Origin of the sequence: Streptomyces spinosisporus (assembly GCF_022698145.1) — a bacterium.
GTDB lineage: Bacteria > Actinomycetota > Actinomycetes > Streptomycetales > Streptomycetaceae > Streptomyces > Streptomyces spinosisporus.
In genome coordinates, this window is the sequence record NZ_JALDAX010000007.1 from 289,466 (window position 1) to 305,810 (window position 16,345).

Genomic DNA, 16,345 nt, shown 5'->3' on the forward strand with positions numbered 1-16,345 from the left:
TAGGTGTCGTTGGGGGAGCGGGGTTACTTCGCCGCGCCGGCCGTGAGACCGGCGACGATCCGGCGCTGGAAGAGCAGGACCACGACGACGAGCGGAACGGTGACCAGGACACCGGCCGCCATCTGGCTGCCGAACGGCGTCTCGAACTGGGTCGCCCCGGCGAACTTGGAGATCGCGACGGGCGCCGTCTGGATGTCGGGTTTGTTCGTCATCGACAGTGCGATGAGGAACTCGTTCCAGGCCGCGATGAACGTGATGATCGCCGTGGTGAAGATGCCGGGCGCGGCCAGCGGGACGATGACGCGCCGGAACGCCTGGCCGCGGGTGCAGCCGTCGATCATGGCCGCGTGCTCCAGCTCCTCGGGCATCTGCCGGAAGAACGCCGTGAGGTTCCACACCGCGAGCGGCAGCGTGAAGGACATGCTGGGCACGATCATCGCCTGGTAGGTGTTGATCCAGTCGAACCCCACGAACATCTTCAGCAGCGGCACCACGATCGACACCACCGGGAACATCGAGGTGGCGATGATCAGCGTGAGCACGAACCGCTTGAAGCGGAACTCGAGACGCGCCATCGCGTACGCCGTGAAGGTCGCGAGGAGCAGCGCGCAGACGGTGGTGATCCCAGCCACCACAAGGGAGTTGAGCAGGGCACGGGTGAACGCCTGGGAGGGGTCCAGGACCGCGCGGTAATTCTCCAGCGAGATCCTGCTCGGGAACAGGGAGTTGTCGAAGATGTCCGAGGTGCGGCGCAGGCTGGAGACCAGCATCCAGTAGAAGGGCGCCAGACAGTAGCCGACGACCGCGGCGACGCCGAGCCACAACAGTGCCCTGCGCAGGGCCGGATGCAGGGTGGCGGTCATGCGGTGGCTCCTTTGCGGCGGTGCGGGACGAGGTCGGCGCCGAGCAGCCGGACGAAGGCCAGCGCGATGAGGAAGACGTAGACGAAGAGGATCACCGCGTAGGCGGCGGCCGGTCCGAACCGCACGTTGGCGGCCTGGTCCTGGGCCAGCATGGAGAGCGTCTCGACGGAGGTCTTCTGCGCGCCGACGAGGATGTAGGGCAGGTCGAACATGCGCAGCGCGTCCAGCGTCCGGAACAGCACGGCCACCAGTAGTGCCGGTTTGACCAGCGGAAGCGTGATGCTCCAGAACTGGCGCGGCACGCTCGCCCCGTCCATCCGGGCCGCCTCGTACACCTCCTTGGAGATCACCTGCAGTCCGGCCAGCACGAGCAGTCCGATGAAGGGCGCCGTCTTCCACACATCGGCGATGATGACCGCAGCCTTCGCGTGGAAACCCTCGGTGGTCCACAGGATCTGACGGCCGATCAGCGCGTTGGCGACTCCGTCGCTGTTGAAGATCCAGCGCCACAGCAGACCCGTGACGGCGGTGGGGATGGCCCACGGCACGAGGATCGAGGCGCGCACGACGGCCCGGCCGCGCAGCGCGCGATGCATGATCAGCGCCATCGCGATGCCGAGCACCGTCTCCAGGGCGACCGTGGTGACGGTCAGGAACGTCGTGTTCCAGAAGGCGTTCCAGAAGCGCTCGCCCGCCTCCCCGAAGATGCCGGTGTAGTTGTCGACGCCGACGAACGGGTCGTGGTCGCGCACGAAGCCGGTCCTCGGATCGAGGCCGGGTGTGCCGTAGAAGGAGTCCTTGAGCGCCACGATCGTCGGGTAGAGCACGACGATCGCGAGGACCAGCAGGGTCGGCGAGACGAGGAGGGCCGCGAGTCCGGCCGAACCGGAGGTGGCCCTGCGGCGGCTGCCGCGCGCGTCCGGACCCGCGGCCCTCTTCTGTGCCGTCGCGGTCGGACGGTCGACGCTTCCGGGCAGGTTCTGCGTGGTCACCATGAGCGTCTCCTCACTTCCCCGCCGCTTGCCGGCGCAGATCCCGCTGGAGGTCCCGCAGCGCGCTCGCGCTGCTCTTCTCGCCGGTCAGCGCGGCGAAGGCCTCCCGCTGGATCGCGGCGGTGACATCGCCGTAGCCGAAGACCCGCGGGCGGGGCACCGCGTGCAGGATCGACCGCTTGAGGACCGGGAGGTACGGATACTTCCGGACCAGCCGCGGGTCCTGGTACAGCGCCTCGTACGTGGGCGCGGCCGGCGCGTAGGCGAGCGTGAAGCGCTGGGTGGCCTGGCTGGTGTAGAAGCGGATGAAGTCGAGCGCCGTGGCCTTGTTCTTCGCCGATGCCGAGAGCGCGAGATTGTGGCCGCCCAGGCTGGAGGCGCCGGGCCCGTGCAGACCGGGCAGCGGCGCCACGGCGAACCGTCCGGCGACCTTGCTGGAGCCGTCCTTCCTGGCCGCCAGCGGATACATGTACGGCCACTGCCGCTCGAACACGAGCTTGCCGGACTGGAAGGCGCGGCGCGCGTCCTCCTCCTGATAGGTGACGGCCTCCTGGGGGACGGTGCCGTCCTTGAGGGAGCCGACCAGGAAGTCCAGACCGGCCTTGGCCTCGGGGGAGTTCACCTGCGGGCGGCCCTGGGCGTCCGTGACGGCACCGCCCGCGGAGTCGACGGCCTCGGCGAAGTTCACCGTCAGGCCCTCGTACTTGTGGAACTGGCCCGCGTAACACGCCATGCCCCTGGCCGCCGGCAGCTTGCGGACCCTGGCGCAGTCCGCCTTCAACTCGGCCCAGGTGACGGGTGGTCGGGCGATGCCGGCCCGTTTGAGGAGATCGGTGCGGTAGTAGAGCAGGCCGCCGTCCGAGCTGGCCGGGACCGAGTAGAGACCCCCGCGGTACATGCCGGTCGTCACGATCGGCTTCAGCATGTCGCCCAGCGGGAAGCGGTCCTCGGGCAGCCGGTCCACCCAGCGGTGCGCGGCGAACTCCGAGTTCCACACGACGTCCAGGGAGAGCACGGTGAAGGCGTCGGACCGCGTGGCCGCGTTCTGGATCATCTGCTGCCGCTGTGCGTCGGGGTCGGTGGGCAGCTCGACGAACGTGACCTTCTCTTTGGGGTGCAGCCTGTTCCAGCGGTCGAGCACCGCCCGCACCGTGCCGGTGTTGTCCGCACCGGCGACATAGGTGATGGGCCCCCTCCCTTCGAAGGAGGTGCCCCCGGCCGATCCGCTCGACACCGAGCCATCGCCCGAACCACACGCCGTCACGGCGGCCAGCGCTGCACACAAGGCACCGGAGCGTCGCAGCGTTCCGGTCGTTCTGATCTTCAATGGCGCTCCCGGGTGGTGCGAACCGAGTCATGACCACGCTGTCACAGCCATCACAACAGCATCTGTGCAGTTCAGAGCATCTGGAGATGTCTTCTGACGGCCTTCTTGAGCTCGTGGTACGACTCGGTGGGACAACGCTTGCAAGCTAGGAGGGCGATGTGCGGCCCGTCAATGCTTTACGCATCGGTAGTTCCTTGACAGCGCTGTCATACGTGCCTGGGGATTTCTGGACGCCTGTGCTAGCGTCCGCCCATGCCAGCAGCTCAACGGCACCCCACGATGGCCGACGTCGCCGAACGGGCCGGGGTCTCCGCCTCCACCGTCTCGCGCACCCTGCGGGGACTGTCGAACGTGTCGCCGGACGTGCGGGCCCGCGTCGAACAGGCCGCGCGCGAGCTGAACTTCGCGGTGTCACGGCACGCCTCCAGCCTCGTGACCGGCAGGACCGGCGTCGTCGCGGTGCTCGTGCCCACGCTCAACTCGTGGTTCATGGGCTCGGCGCTGTCCGCCCTCGGCCCGCTGCTGCGCGCGGCCGACATGGAGCTCACGGTCTATGTGATACCCGACCTGGCCGAGCGCGCCTCCTTCTTCGAGCAGCTGCCGGCCCGGCGCAACGCCGACGCCCTGCTGGTGTTCTCCTTCGACCTCACCGAGGAGGAGGGCGCCCGGCTGGACGACCTGGGGATGCCCGTCGTCTACGTCAGCCAGCACGCCGACGGCAGGGCGAGCGTCTACGTCGACGACGTGGCCGGGGCCCGCAACGGCACCCGCCACCTGCTGCACCTGGGGCACCGCCGCATCGCCTTCGTGCAGAGCCGGGGCGCGACCGGCTTCTCCTTCAGCTCCTACGGGCGGCTGCTCGGCTATCAGCAGGCGCTGGCCGAGGCGGACGTACCCCGCGACGACGCGCTTGTCGTGGCCGCTCCGCCCGAGGACAAGCGGGCCGTCGTGGAGGCCCTCGGCGCGCTGCTGAGCCTGCGCGAGCCGCCCACCGCCGTCTTCGCCGAGCAGGACGAGCTCGCCGCCTCCCTCATCCGGGCCCTGCGCCGGTCCGGGATCGAGGTGCCCGAGCGGATGTCGGTCCTCGGCTTCGACGACCAGCCGGTGGCCGACTGGTTCGATCTGTCCACGGTGTCCCAGTCGCCCTCCGACATGGGACGGGTGGCCGGTGAACTCGTCCTGGAACTCATCAACGACCCCGAGGCCGACCCCGGGCGCCATGTGGTGCTGCCGACCCATCTGATCCCCCGGGCCACCACCGCGCCCGCGCCGCTCGCCGACCCGGCCTAGGCGCGCTCCGGCGCCCGGCGCAAGCCCTCACGTGGGTTCCCCACTACACGATCGTGTAGTCCCGTGGCGCGGACGGCCCGTCCCGCTCGACCAGGCTTGAGCGCAGTACCGCCGTACCGCGAAAGGCAGTTGTCGCGCCATGCCCCCCACCGCGCTGCACCCCCGCACCGCAGACACCCTCCCCGGCGTCCCCGTCGTCGACATCACCGCGACCGGACCGGGCCGCACCCCCATCCAGCAGGTCATGGGCCTGATGCGCGAGTACGGGCCGGTGCTCGTACGACGGCTGCACGGGCGCGAGACGCTGTTCGTCGCCGACCTGGACCTGGTGACCGACCTCGCCGACGAGCGGCGGTTCGCCAAGCATGTCGGACCCGCCCTGGAGAACGTCCGGGAGTTCGCGGCCGACGGACTGTTCACCGCGTACAACGACGAACCCAACTGGGCCCGGGCGCACGACATCCTGATGCCCGCCTTCGCGCTCGGCTCGATGCGCACCTACCACCCCGTGATGCTGAAGGTGGCGCGCAGGCTCATCGACTCCTGGGACCGCGCCGCCGGCGCCGGGCAGCCGGTCGACGTGCCCGAGGACATGACCCGGATGACCCTCGACACCATCGGACTCGCCGGATTCGGCTACGACTTCGGGTCCTTCTCACGCCACGAGCCGCACCCCTTCGTCGAGTCCATGGTCCGCTGCCTGGAGTGGAGCATGAACCGCCTCGCCCGCACCCCGGGCCAGGACCACTCCGCCGCCGACGCGGCCTTCCGGGACGACGCCGCCTACCTGGCCCAGGTCGTCGACGACGTCATCGCCTCCCGCACCGGCACGCAACAGGGTGACGCCGAGGACCTGTTGGGCCTGATGCTCACCGCACGGCACCCCGCCGACGGCAGCACCCTGGACGCCGCCAACATCCGCAACCAGGTCATCACCTTCCTGATCGCCGGTCACGAGACGACCTCCGGCGCGATGTCCTTCGCCCTCCACCACCTCGCCAAGCACCCGACCGCGCTGCGGCTCGTGCAGCGCGAGGTCGACGCCCTCTGGGGCGACGAGCCCGACCCCGAACCGACCTACGACGAGGTCGGCAGGCTGACGTACACCCGCCAAGTCCTCAACGAAGCCCTGCGGTTGTGGCCCACGGCCGCCGCGTTCAGCCGCTACGCCGTCGAGGACACCGTGCTCGGCGCGCGCATCCCGCTGCGTGCCGGGCAGGCCGTCACCGTGCTCGCCCCGATGCTGCACCGGCAGCCCGTCTGGGGCGACAACCCCGAACTGTTCGACCCGTCGCGGTTCACCGCCGAGGCGGAGGCGGCGCGGCCGGTGCACGCCTTCAAGCCGTTCGGCACCGGTGAACGCGCCTGTATCGGACGGCAGTTCGCGCTGCACGAGGCGACCATGCTGCTCGCCCTGCTGGTCCACCGCTACCGGCTGCACGACCACGCCGACTACACGCTCAGCGTCAAGGAGACCCTCACCCTCAAGCCCGAGGGCTTCACGCTGAAGCTCACTGCTCGTACGGCCGCGGACCGCCTGCACCCGCCGCTTCCGGGCGCGGCCGTCGACGGTCCCGCAGACGCGCACCCCACCGCACACGCCCTCTCGGCCCGTGTCCGCCCCGGCACCGGTGTCCTCTTCCTGCACGGCAGCAACTACGGCACCTGCCGCGAGTTCGCCGCGGCGCTCGCCGACGACGCCGCCGCGATCGGCTGCGCCACCGAGGTCGCGCCCCTGGACGACTACGCGGGCGCGCTGCCCACCGACCGGCCCGTCGTCATCACCGCCGCCTCCTACAACGGCCGCCCCACCGACGACGCGGGTGCCTTCGCCGCCCGGCTGGAGGACACCCGCGACCTGACGGACGTCAGCTACGCCGTCCTCGGCGTAGGCGACCGCAACTGGGCCGCCACCTACCAGCAGGTCCCCACCCGCTTCGACGACCGTCTCGCCGCACTGGGCGCCACCCGCCTGGTCGACCGTGTCGCCGCCGACGCCTCGGGCGATCTGACCGGCGCCGTAAGGGAGTTCACGACCCGGCTGCGCGCCGCGCTGCTGGAGAGGTACGGCGACCCGGACGCCACCGCCCAGGCTCCCGGTGAACCTGCGGCGGCGTACGAGGTCCGCACACTGACGGGCGGGCCCCTGGACGCGCTCGCCGAGCGGCACGGGCTCGTCCCGATGACGGTCACCGAGGCGTACGACCTCACGGCGCCCGGCCACCCCCGCCGCAAGCGTCACATCCGCGTCGCCCTGCCCGACGGCATCGCCTACCGCACGGCCGACCACCTCACCGTCCTGCCCGCCAACGCCCCGGATCTCGTCGACCGGGCCGCCGCCGCACTCGGTGTCGACCCCGGCACCGTCCTGGACATCAGGGCCACCCGCCCCCGCCGCGACGGACTCGCGGTGGACCGGCCGCTGACGGCCCGTCAACTCCTCACCCATCACGTCGAGTTGCAGGAGCGGCCGACCGCCGCCCAGCTGGCCGCCCTCGCCACCGCCAACCCCTGCCCGCCCGAGCGCACCGCGCTCGCGGCGCTCACCGACGACGACCCGCGCACCCTCGTCGAGGTCATCGAGGACCACCCGGCGCTGCGCGGAGCCCTCGGCTGGCAGCAGTTGCTGGAGATCCTCACCCCGCTGCGCCCCCGCCACTACTCCATCTCCTCCTCGCCCGCCGTCGACCCCCGCCACGCCGACCTGATGGTCTCCCTGCTGGAGGCCCCCGCACGCTCGGGCAGGGGCATCTACCGCGGCACCGGGTCCGGCCACCTGGCCGGTCTCGTGCCGGGCGACACGGTGTACGCCCGCATCCAGCCGTGCCGCGAGGCCTTCCGGATCGACCCGCACGACGCCTCGACCCCCGTGATCATGATCGCGGCGGGCACCGGCCTCGCCCCCTTCCGGGGAGCCGTCGCCGACCGCACGGCCGCCCTCGCCTCGGGCGCCCAACTCGCCCCCGCTCTCTGCTACTTCGGCTGCGACGCGGCCGACGCCGACTTCCTGCACGCCGAGGAGCTCGGCGCCGCCGAGACCGCGGGAGCCGTCTCGCTCCGCCCGGCGTTCAGCACCGAGGGGACCTTTGTGCAGCACCGCGTCGCCGCCGAGGCCGACGAGGTGTGGCAGCTGCTCGGCGCCGGGGCGCGGGTGTTCGTCTGCGGCGACGGTTCGCGAATGGCGCCCGGAGTCCGCGACGCCTTCCGTACGCTGTACCGGGATCGAACGCCCGGCTCGGACGCGGCGGCGGCCGTCGCGTGGCTCGACGCCCTGATCGCGGACGGACGATACGTCGAGGACGTGTACGCGGCCGGCTGACGAAGGGGGAGGGGCGGACGGTGGTGGATTCCTGGGAGCGGGCCCGGCGCATCCTGGAGGGCTCGAAGATCCCTCCCGACCGGCTCGCCGGGCTGCGTCTCCTGGACGGCGGGACGTACAACACGGTCGAGGAGCTCCGGCTCACCGACGGCAGCCGCTATGTGCTCAAGCTCGCACCGGACACGCCGGGTCTCAGCTACGAGCGCCAACTGCTCGTGTCCGAGGCCGAGTTCTACCGCCGGGCCGCCGAGGCGGACGTACCCGCGCCGCACCTCGTGTGTGTCGGGGGAGACGCCGAGGGGCGCCATCTGCTGATGACGGCCTGCCCCGGCGAGGCCTGGGGGTCCTGGCTCACCGGAGCCCAACGCGTACTTCTGCGGACCGAGTTGGGGCGGCAGGTGGCGCGGCTGCACCGGGTGACCGGACCGGCCTTCGGGTATCCGTCCGGTGCGCTCGGTCCCCTCGCACGCGACTGGCGGAGCGCCTTCTCCGGGATGCTCGACGCCGTCCTCGACGACGCCCGCCGCTACCGGGCACCGTTGCCCCGCCCCGCCGACGAGGTGGCCGGCGCCCTTCGCACCGCGTACCCGGCGCTCGACGAGGTCACGACGCCGAGCCTCGTCCACTTCGACCTGTGGCAGGGCAACATCCTCGTCGACCGCACGGCGGGGGAGCCCCGCATCGGCGGGCTCATCGACGGGGAGCGGATGTTCTGGGGCGATCCGCTGGCCGACTTCGTCTCACTGGCGCTGCTCGGGGACATCAAGCAGGACGAGGCGTTCCTCGCGGGCTACCGGGCGGAGGGCGGACGGGCCGAGTTCGACACCCCGGCCCTGCTCCGGCTCGCCCTCTACCGCGCCTATCTCTACCTGATCATGCTCACCGAGACGGTCCCGCGTCAGGCGGACGAGGAACACGCCCGCTGGGTGCAGGACGTGGTGGCGCCCGAACTCGTCGCCGCCCTCGACGAGATCGAGGAACTGGCCGTGTCCGAACGGGGCATGGCGTGAGCCCCTCTTAGCTCACAACATGAACTAAGGGTAGGAGGAAGTCGCGCCGGGCCCGCTGTCGGAGGTATGTTGCAGGTCGAACAGGGTGCGAAGGGAGCCACATGGCTGCGGGGCGGAACGGACGCACGGTACGCGACCTCAGGCGGGCCAACCGCACGGTCGTGCTGCAGCGGCTCTACTTCGACGGACCCCTCAGCCGCTTCGAACTCGGCCCGGCGACCGGACTCAGCTCCGGCTCGGTCAGCAACGTCGTCGCGGACCTGGTCGCCGACGGCCTGGTGGAGGAGGCGGGCAGCGTCGACTCCGACGGCGGCCGCCCGCGCACACTGCTGCGGGTGGCGCCCGCCAGCGGCTACATGATCGGAGTCGATGTCGGCGAGACCCGGGTACGGATCGAGCTGTTCGACCTGACCCTCACCGAACTCGCCCGCGCCGAGCGGCCCCTGGAACAGCAGCGCTACGAGGTGGAGGTCATCGTCGGCCACATCCGCGACGGCATCACCGAGGTGCTCGCCGAGGCCGGCATCGCCCCCGAACAGCTCCTCGGCGTCGGCATCGGCGTCCCGGGCATCGTGGAGCGCACCCCGGACCGCGGCGCCGTCGTCCACGGCCAGACCATCGGCTGGGACGACGTACCGCTGGAGCACCTGCTCCGCTCCACCTTGCGGCTCCCCGACACGGTCCCGTACTTCATCGACAACGGCGCCAAGACCCTCGGCCAGGCCGAGATGTGGTTCGGCGGCGGACGGGGCGCGCGCAACGCGATCGTCGTCCTGTTCGGCTCCGGCGTCGGCGCCTGTCTCGTCACGCCCGAGGTCGAGCACGGCCGGGCGGTCGAGTGGGGGCATCTGACGGTACGGGTCAGGGGGCGCCGCTGCCGGTGCGGTGCCCTCGGCTGCCTGGAGGCGTACGCCGGTGCCGAGTCCCTGCTGGAACGCTGGCGCGGGGAGGGCGGACGTCCGCCCGAGGGCGTCGACGAGGAGACGGCGCTGACCGCGATGCTCGCCGCGGCGTACCCCGTGGACGGGGAGGAGGCCGACCCGGTCGCGCTCGCGGTGCTGGAGGAGACCGCGGAGTACCTCGGCGCCGGGCTGTCCGATCTGATCAACCTGTTCCAGCCCGAGCGGATCCTCATCGGCGGATGGGCCGGACTTCAGCTGGGTGCGCGGTTCCTGCCCGCCGTACGCCGGTACGCGGCGTCGTACGCGCTGCGGCATCCGGCCGAGCGGGTCACCGTCGACCTGGGACGGCTCGGGCCGGACGCGGTGACCGTGGGAGCGGCGATCCTGCCCCTGGCCGACTTCTTCGCCCGCGGCGGGCGCCGCCCGGAACCGGCTCCCGAGGGGCCGGCGCCGGCCTGGCGGACGGCACTGCAGGAGCGGGCTCCGCACTGAGCGCGGGGTTTCGCGCCGGACCCCGAGAGGTACTCGCGTGGCGCCCGACTACGCGAAGGAGTGCGCCGTGGCCGATCAGCACCACACAGGCCAGGACGGGGAGCCCGTACCCCGCGACCTGCCGGACCAGCAGGTGCGTGAGGACGAGGACCCACTGGACATCCCGCTTCCCCCGACGGAAGAGGACGAGGCGGACGACGTACCCGAGACCGACGAGGCCGGCACCGGCCGCAAGGACGGCCCTCGTCCGGCGACCGTCCACCCCGAACACCCCGAGCCGGACGAGTCCTCTGCCTGAGCAGGCTGAACGCGACTGCGTCAGCCCACCTTGCGGCCCCGCATCGGTGCGGTGTCCGCGCCCTCGCCCTGTTGCAGGCCCTGGAGGAACTCCTCCAGTACCTCGTTCGCCGTGTGTTCCGGGTGCCAGCCCAGTTCGACGCGGGCGCGTGTGCAGTCCATCAGGGGCAGGCGTAGTACCGCGTCGAAGAGGTGGGGCGAGGCCGGCAGGAGGTGGAGGCCCCATGCGGCGGCGATCGCCGAGCGGGCGGCGGCGCGGGGGAGACGTACCGGACGCGTGCCCAGCATCTCGCCGAGCAGTTCCGCGTCGACCGGGGGCTCGGCCGCCAGGTTGAAGGCGCCGCGCACTTCGGACTCCAGCGCGAGGAGGTATGCCTTGGCCGCGTCGTCGGTGTGCAGCGCCTGGACCCTCAGTCCGGGGATGTCGGGCAGGAACGGCAGCAGCTCGGGACGGGCCAGCGGGCCCGGCAGGAACCGGCCGCCGAAGATCCGCCGCTGCTCGCTCGCGGACTCGCGCTTGAAGAGGAATGCCGGCCGCATCCGGACCACCCGCACCTCGGGATGCTCGCGCTCGAACAGGTCGAGCACGCGCTCCAGGTACGCCTTCTCCCGGGTGTAGGCGGCGTCCGGCCAGCCATGCGTCGGCCAGGACTCGTCCACCGTGCGGTTCTTCGGCCCCGGCGAGTACGCACCCACCGACGAGGCGTGCACCAGCGTCGGCACCCGCGCCGCCGCCACCGCGTCGAACACCCGGATGCTCCCGAGCACATTGGTCCGCCAGGTGGTGGCCGGATCGTGCGTCGGCTGGAACGCCCACGCCAGATGGATCACCGCGTCCGCGCCCGCGAATGTGTCGGCCAGATCCGACCGCTCGGACGCGATGTCCACCGGGGACCACTCCGTCCGCGCGGGTGACCAGTCGGGAATCCGCCGCGCCAGCCCGAGCACCGAGCCGACCTGCGAGTTCTCCGCGAGCTGACGCACCACGCTGGTACCCACATTGCCGGTGGCGCCCGTGACCACGATCCTGCTGCCCGTCGCGCTGCTCACCTTCGTCTCCTTCCGGCCGCACGGTCGAGAACCCCGCCGCCCCGACTGCAGGGGGCTGACCGAGTACCCGAACCGGCCCACCGACACGCGGCGACCACGAGACGAGCCGTGTACGGGCGCCGAGGGAACTGAACGCCGCCCAGCCGGCCGATTCCCAGCCGGCCTACTCTCATCCGACTGACTCCCAGCCGGCCCACTCCTATCCGACCGACTCCCAGCCCACCGACTCCTATCCGACCGACTCCTACTCAGCCGACTTCTGCGCGGAGAAGGCGTTCACGCCGGTCAGCCGTGCCGACAGCTCCCACAGGCGGGCCGCCTGCTCGGGGTCGGTCGCCCAGGACTTGACGCCGGAGGTCTGGTCGCCGTCCACGGCGGGTTCGGCGATGTCGCAGTCCTCCAGATAGACACCGCCGAGTCCGTCGAGCTGCGGCGAGGTGGCCGCCCACACCTGGGTCGCCGCCCCCTGCTGCGGGGTCTTGAAGCCCGCCGGGTTGAGCGGGTTGCCGGCCTCGTCGATCCAGCCGCGCTCGATCATCTCCTCCTTGGCGAGGTGCCGTTGCAGCGGAGTGAGGATGCCGCCGGGGTGGAGCGAGAAGGCGCGCACCCCGGCGTCGCGGCCGAGCCGGTCGAGGTGGACGGCGAACAGGACGTTCGCGGTCTTGGCCTGGCCGTACGCCTGCCACTTGTCGTAGCCGGTCGTCCACATGACGTCGTCCCAGCGCATGCCCAAGTTGTGGTGGCCGCGGGAGGAGACGGAGACGATCCGGGCGCCGCCGGGTTCGATCGCCGGCCACAGCCGGTTGACCAGCGCGAAGTGGCCGAGGTGGTTGGTGGCGAACTGCGCCTCCCAGCCAGGCCCCACCCGGGTCTCCGGGCACGCCATGATCCCGGCGCTGTCGATCATGATGTCGATGGTCCGCCCGGACGCGAGGAACCGCTCCGCGAAGGCGCGCACGCTCTCCAGGTCGCCGAGGTCCAGCTCGTCCACCTCGACGCCGTCGAGCCCGGCCAGCGCCTCCTCGGCGGTCGAGCGGCGGCGGGCGGGGACGACGACATGGGCGCCCGCCTTGGTGAGGGCGCGGGTTGTCTCCAGGCCGATGCCCGAGTAGCCGCCGGTGACGACGGCGAGCTTTCCCTGGAGGTCGATGCCCGCGAGGACGTCGTCGGCGGTGCTGGTGGCGCCGAAACCCGATCCGATCTTGTGCTGTGCAGTGCTCATGTCCGCAACGCTACGAATTCGAGCGCTCTCGAAGTCAAGCGGAAGCCGACGCCGCGCCTCAGCTCTGCTTCAGGGGGCTGTCCGCCAGGCGCGCGAGCAGATGGGCCGGATCGTCGTACACGGCCTGCGCGCCCGCCTCCTCCAGGTCCGCGCGCGGAATCCCGCCGCACAGCAGACCGACGCAGCGCACCCCGGCCCTGCTGCCCGCCCGCATGTCCCACACCGTGTCACCCACGAAGACCGCCCGGTCCGCGGGCACCCCGGCCAGCTCCAGGGCGTGTTCGACGGGTTCGGGCGCCGGCTTGCCCTCCTCGACGTCGTCGGCGCTCGCCGTGGCGGTGATCGCGTCGTCCGCGTCGATGGCGCGGCGCAGCGCGGACAGTTCGGGGCCGCTCGCGGAGGTGGCGAGGACCACCGTCCAGCCGTCCCCGTGCAGGCGCCGCAGCAGCTTGCCGGCGTCCTGCAGCGCGGGCAGCCGGTCGAAGTACTGGCCGTACAACGCCGTGTGCGCGGCGCTCAGTTCGGCGTCCTGATCCTTGTCGCGCCCGTCGCCGAGCAGCCGCGCCACGAGATCCTCGGAGCCGAGCCCGACGGCCCGGTGGATGGCGTGCATCGGCACCGCGTGGCCGGCCTGACGAAAGGCCTCCCACCAGGTCGCCACATGCAGATGATTGGTGTCGACAAGGGTCCCGTCGACGTCGAACACGGCCGCCCGTTCCATGCACTCTCCCTGGTTCGCTCGCCGTACGGGTACCACGTCAGGGCCCCGCCACTCCCTCCGGCGTACGCCGCTCACGCGTCCAGGACAGCAGGTCCTCCAGGGACCAGGTGGTCACCACGCGCTCGGCGGGCACCTCGCACTCCTCGGCCCGGGCGCAGCCGTTGATCTGCCAGTCGAGCTGCCCGGGCGCGTGCGCGTCCGTGTCGATCGAGAACAGGACGCCCGCGTCCACCGCGCGGCGCAGCAGCCGCCGCGGCGGGTCGAGCCGCTCCGGGCGGCTGTTGATCTCCAGGGCCGTGCCGGTCTCCGCGCACGCGGCGAACACCGCGTCCGCGTCGAACTCCGACTCGGGCCGCCCGCGCCCGGTCACCAGTCGTCCCGTGCAGTGCCCCAGGACGTCCGAGTGCGGACTGCGTACGGCCGCCACCATGCGCCGGGTCATCGAGCGGGCGTCCATGCGCAGCTTGGAGTGCACGGACACCACCACGACGTCGAGCCGCTCCAGCAGCTCCAGCTCCTGGTCGAGCGAGCCGTCGTCGAGGATGTCGCACTCGATGCCGGTCAGCAGCCGGAACGGCGCCCACGCCGCATTCAGCTCCGCCACCACGTCCAGCTGCTCGCGCAGCCGCTCGGGCGACAGGCCGCGCGCGACCGTCAGCCGTGGCGAGTGGTCGGTAAGCACCGCCCACTCGTGCCCGAGCGCCGCCGCGGCCCGCCCCATCTCCTCGATCGGGCTGCCCCCGTCCGACCAGTCGGAGTGCAGATGGCAGTCGCCGCGCAGCAACGCCCGCAGCCGCGCGCCCGCCCCGGTGGGCGGCGCCCCGGCCTCGTCCTCCAGTTTGCGCAGATAGTCCGGCATCTGACCGGCCAGTGCCTCCCGCACCACCTGGGCGGTTTTCGGGCCGACGCCCTTGAGCGACTCCAGCGACCCGTCGTCGGCCCGCTCGCGGATCTCGCCCGCGGGCAGCGCCGCGAGGACGCGGGACGCCGTACGGAAGGCGCGTACGCGATAGGTCGGCGCCAAGGACCGCTCCAGCAGGAACGCGATCCGGTCCAATGCCTCTACGGGATCCATGGTGACCTCCACGACCAGGGTTCCCCAGCGGCGGTCGGGCCGCACCGCGTGGACGGTCGACCGGGTGGCAGCGGGCCCGGGCGCACGGCATGGAAAAGCCGAGCGGCACGGAGGACGTGCCGCTCGGCAGGGGACGCTCGGCGTCAGCTCGTCGTGACCGAGACGGAGTCGACGATGAGCTGCTGAGGGAAGGAGGTGGAGCCGTCGGGGTCGCCGGGCCAGTAGCCGCCGACGGCGAGGTTGAGGATGAGGAAGAAGGGCTTGTTGAAGACCCAGGTCTTGCCGCCGAGGTCGGCGGGGGTGCGGGTCTGGTAGACGTTGCCGTCCACGGACCAGGTGATGCGGTCCGGTGCCCAGTCGACGGCGAAGGTGTGGAAGGCGTCGGCGAAGGCCTGCCCGTTCGGCAGGGTGTAGCCGGCGCCGATGCCGCCGGAGCCGGAGTAGCCGGGGCCGTGAATGGTGCCGTGGACGGTGGAGGGCTCGAAGCCGACGTTCTCCATGATGTCGATCTCGCCGGAGTCGGGCCAGTTGACCGGGGTGCCGAGCATCCAGAAGGCCGGCCACATGCCCTGGCCGCGCGGGATCTTCATGCGCGCCTCGACGTGGCCGTACTGCGCCTCGAACTTGCCGGACGTGTTGAGGCGGGCGCTGGTGTACTCGCAAGTGCCGTACCAGCACTGGTAGTTGGCGGGGTTTTCCTTGCGGGCGGTGATGACCAGGTGGCCCTGGCCGTCGAGGGCGGCGTTGTTGGTGCCGGAGGTGTAGTACTGCCGCTCGTGGTTGTTGACGTTGTCGCCGGTCTCGGTCTGCCATTTCGAGCCGTCGACGGCGGCACCGGCGGGGCCGTCGAAGTTGTCGGTGAACGCGGCCGCCGCGGCGGAGGTGGGGGGCTCCGCCTGTGCCGTGCCGGTCGCCGCGGCGGCGACCAGGGCGAGGGGCAGGGCGGCGTACAGACATCTGCGGAGCAGACGTGGAGAGGCCACGGGCTCTCCCTTCCGTCGGCGGCCCGTGTGACGGGTGTGCCGACTGTGGTGGGGGGTGAAGGGTCGCCCCTTGATTTAAGAAGTGATGTAAGAACGCCGTCAAGACCTAGGTACGGACCAAGTGTTGAAGGAATGGCGGTGACGCCGGACCCTTCAGGCCCGGCGCTCCCGCGCGTGCACCGCCCGGCCCATGCGTCGGCCCAGGAGGACGTAGCCGAGGAGCGCACCGGCGGTGTTGAGGATGACGTCGTCGATGTCGAAGGCGCGCCCGGTGATCAGCGCACCCTGGGCGAACTCCACCAGGAGCATGACCACGGCGGTCAGCAGCAGCACCCGCAGCAGGCCGCGCGAGCGCGGGGCGACGACCGGGACGAGAATCCCGAACGGCACGCCCAGCAGCACGTTTCCGCCGATCTGCTTGACGGCGTCGCGCAGCGCGGGCTGATCCAGATACGCCCGCAGCGAGCTGCCCGGATGCATATTGGTGTGGGTCAGGGCCGCCGACGCGGGCGAGGGCTCCAGCGTCAGCCGGGCCAGTACGACGGCGAACGCCACCATGAACGCGAAGGCGCACACCATCGCGAGCAGCCGTACCGGAAAGGCCAGAACATGCCGCTCCCGAGGGACCGGCTTCTTCCGGGACCTGACGGCCTTCTTGCCTGGCTTGGCGGTCTTCTTGCCTGGCTTGGCGGTCTTGCGGGACTTGGTCATACGTAGGCGAAACGCCGAGCGCGGTCCCAGGGCTGCGCGAGCCATCTGTCCTCCAGTCGTCAACTTCCCCGCGTTGCAGCGCGGTTACCCG

Annotated in this window: 13 protein-coding genes and 1 pseudogene; 5 read left to right on the top strand and 9 right to left on the bottom strand. The window is 71.5% G+C overall.

Annotated features, from left to right (window positions below):
- Positions 1-23: 23 nt before the first annotated feature.
- The 3 genes from MQN93_RS20805 to MQN93_RS20815 are packed head-to-tail and all read right to left on the bottom strand — an operon-like array spanning position 24 to position 3,089.
- Positions 24-863 carry a carbohydrate ABC transporter permease gene (locus MQN93_RS20805; RefSeq protein WP_242710735.1) on the bottom strand — a complete coding sequence of 280 codons (840 nt, stop codon included), beginning with the start codon at positions 861-863 and terminating at the stop codon, positions 24-26.
- Entirely contained in the window at positions 860-1,858 is a 999-nt protein-coding gene (locus MQN93_RS20810) for a carbohydrate ABC transporter permease (protein ID WP_242710736.1), read from the bottom strand. The genes MQN93_RS20805 and MQN93_RS20810 overlap by 4 nt, the downstream gene beginning before the upstream one ends.
- A gap of 10 nt (positions 1,859-1,868) precedes the next feature.
- The gene (locus MQN93_RS20815) at positions 1,869-3,089 is read right to left on the bottom strand and encodes an ABC transporter substrate-binding protein (RefSeq protein WP_242710737.1); all 1,221 of its coding nucleotides are present in this window, start codon (positions 3,087-3,089) and stop codon (positions 1,869-1,871) included.
- 345 nt (positions 3,090-3,434) lie between these two features.
- On the opposite strand from MQN93_RS20815, the gene MQN93_RS20820 reads away from it, so the two are divergent.
- The 5 genes from MQN93_RS20820 to MQN93_RS20840 all read left to right on the top strand — a co-directional run bounded on the left by MQN93_RS20820 (position 3,435) and on the right by MQN93_RS20840 (position 10,493).
- Entirely contained in the window at positions 3,435-4,472 is a 1,038-nt protein-coding gene (locus MQN93_RS20820) for a LacI family DNA-binding transcriptional regulator (protein ID WP_308404358.1), read from the top strand.
- Between the two features lie 139 nt (positions 4,473-4,611).
- The gene (locus tag MQN93_RS20825; RefSeq protein WP_242710738.1) at positions 4,612-7,791 is read left to right on the top strand and encodes a cytochrome P450; all 3,180 of its coding nucleotides are present in this window, start codon (positions 4,612-4,614) and stop codon (positions 7,789-7,791) included.
- A 20-nt stretch (positions 7,792-7,811) separates the two neighbouring features.
- Positions 7,812-8,801, top strand: coding sequence for a phosphotransferase family protein (locus MQN93_RS20830; RefSeq protein ID WP_242710739.1), 990 nt, complete (start codon positions 7,812-7,814; stop codon positions 8,799-8,801).
- A 101-nt stretch (positions 8,802-8,902) separates the two neighbouring features.
- Entirely contained in the window at positions 8,903-10,195 is a 1,293-nt protein-coding gene (locus MQN93_RS20835; protein WP_242710740.1) for an ROK family transcriptional regulator, read from the top strand.
- A 67-nt stretch (positions 10,196-10,262) separates the two neighbouring features.
- Complete coding sequence (locus tag MQN93_RS20840; protein WP_242710741.1) at positions 10,263-10,493, top strand: hypothetical protein; 231 nt, start codon at positions 10,263-10,265, stop codon at positions 10,491-10,493.
- A gap of 20 nt (positions 10,494-10,513) precedes the next feature.
- Here MQN93_RS20840 and MQN93_RS20845 read toward each other — a convergent pair whose 3' ends face one another.
- The 6 genes and pseudogenes from MQN93_RS20845 to MQN93_RS20870 all read right to left on the bottom strand — a co-directional run bounded on the left by MQN93_RS20845 (position 10,514) and on the right by MQN93_RS20870 (position 16,299).
- Positions 10,514-11,542 carry an SDR family oxidoreductase gene (locus MQN93_RS20845; RefSeq protein WP_242710742.1) on the bottom strand — a complete coding sequence of 343 codons (1,029 nt, stop codon included), beginning with the start codon at positions 11,540-11,542 and terminating at the stop codon, positions 10,514-10,516.
- 244 nt (positions 11,543-11,786) lie between these two features.
- Positions 11,787-12,764, bottom strand: a complete 978-nt coding sequence (locus MQN93_RS20850) for an SDR family NAD(P)-dependent oxidoreductase (protein ID WP_242710743.1) — start codon at positions 12,762-12,764, stop codon at positions 11,787-11,789.
- Positions 12,765-12,822: 58 nt separating this feature from the next.
- The gene (locus MQN93_RS20855) at positions 12,823-13,485 is read right to left on the bottom strand and encodes an HAD family hydrolase (RefSeq protein WP_242710744.1); all 663 of its coding nucleotides are present in this window, start codon (positions 13,483-13,485) and stop codon (positions 12,823-12,825) included.
- Positions 13,486-13,522: 37 nt separating this feature from the next.
- A complete protein-coding gene (locus MQN93_RS20860; protein ID WP_242710745.1) occupies positions 13,523-14,560 on the bottom strand; it encodes a PHP domain-containing protein in 1,038 nt (345 codons plus the stop codon).
- A 146-nt stretch (positions 14,561-14,706) separates the two neighbouring features.
- Positions 14,707-15,543: pseudogene (locus MQN93_RS20865) on the bottom strand (glycoside hydrolase family 16 protein); the annotation flags it as partial.
- A gap of 153 nt (positions 15,544-15,696) precedes the next feature.
- The gene (locus MQN93_RS20870; RefSeq protein ID WP_016430786.1) at positions 15,697-16,299 is read right to left on the bottom strand and encodes a VanZ family protein; all 603 of its coding nucleotides are present in this window, start codon (positions 16,297-16,299) and stop codon (positions 15,697-15,699) included.
- Positions 16,300-16,345: the final 46 nt, after the last annotated feature.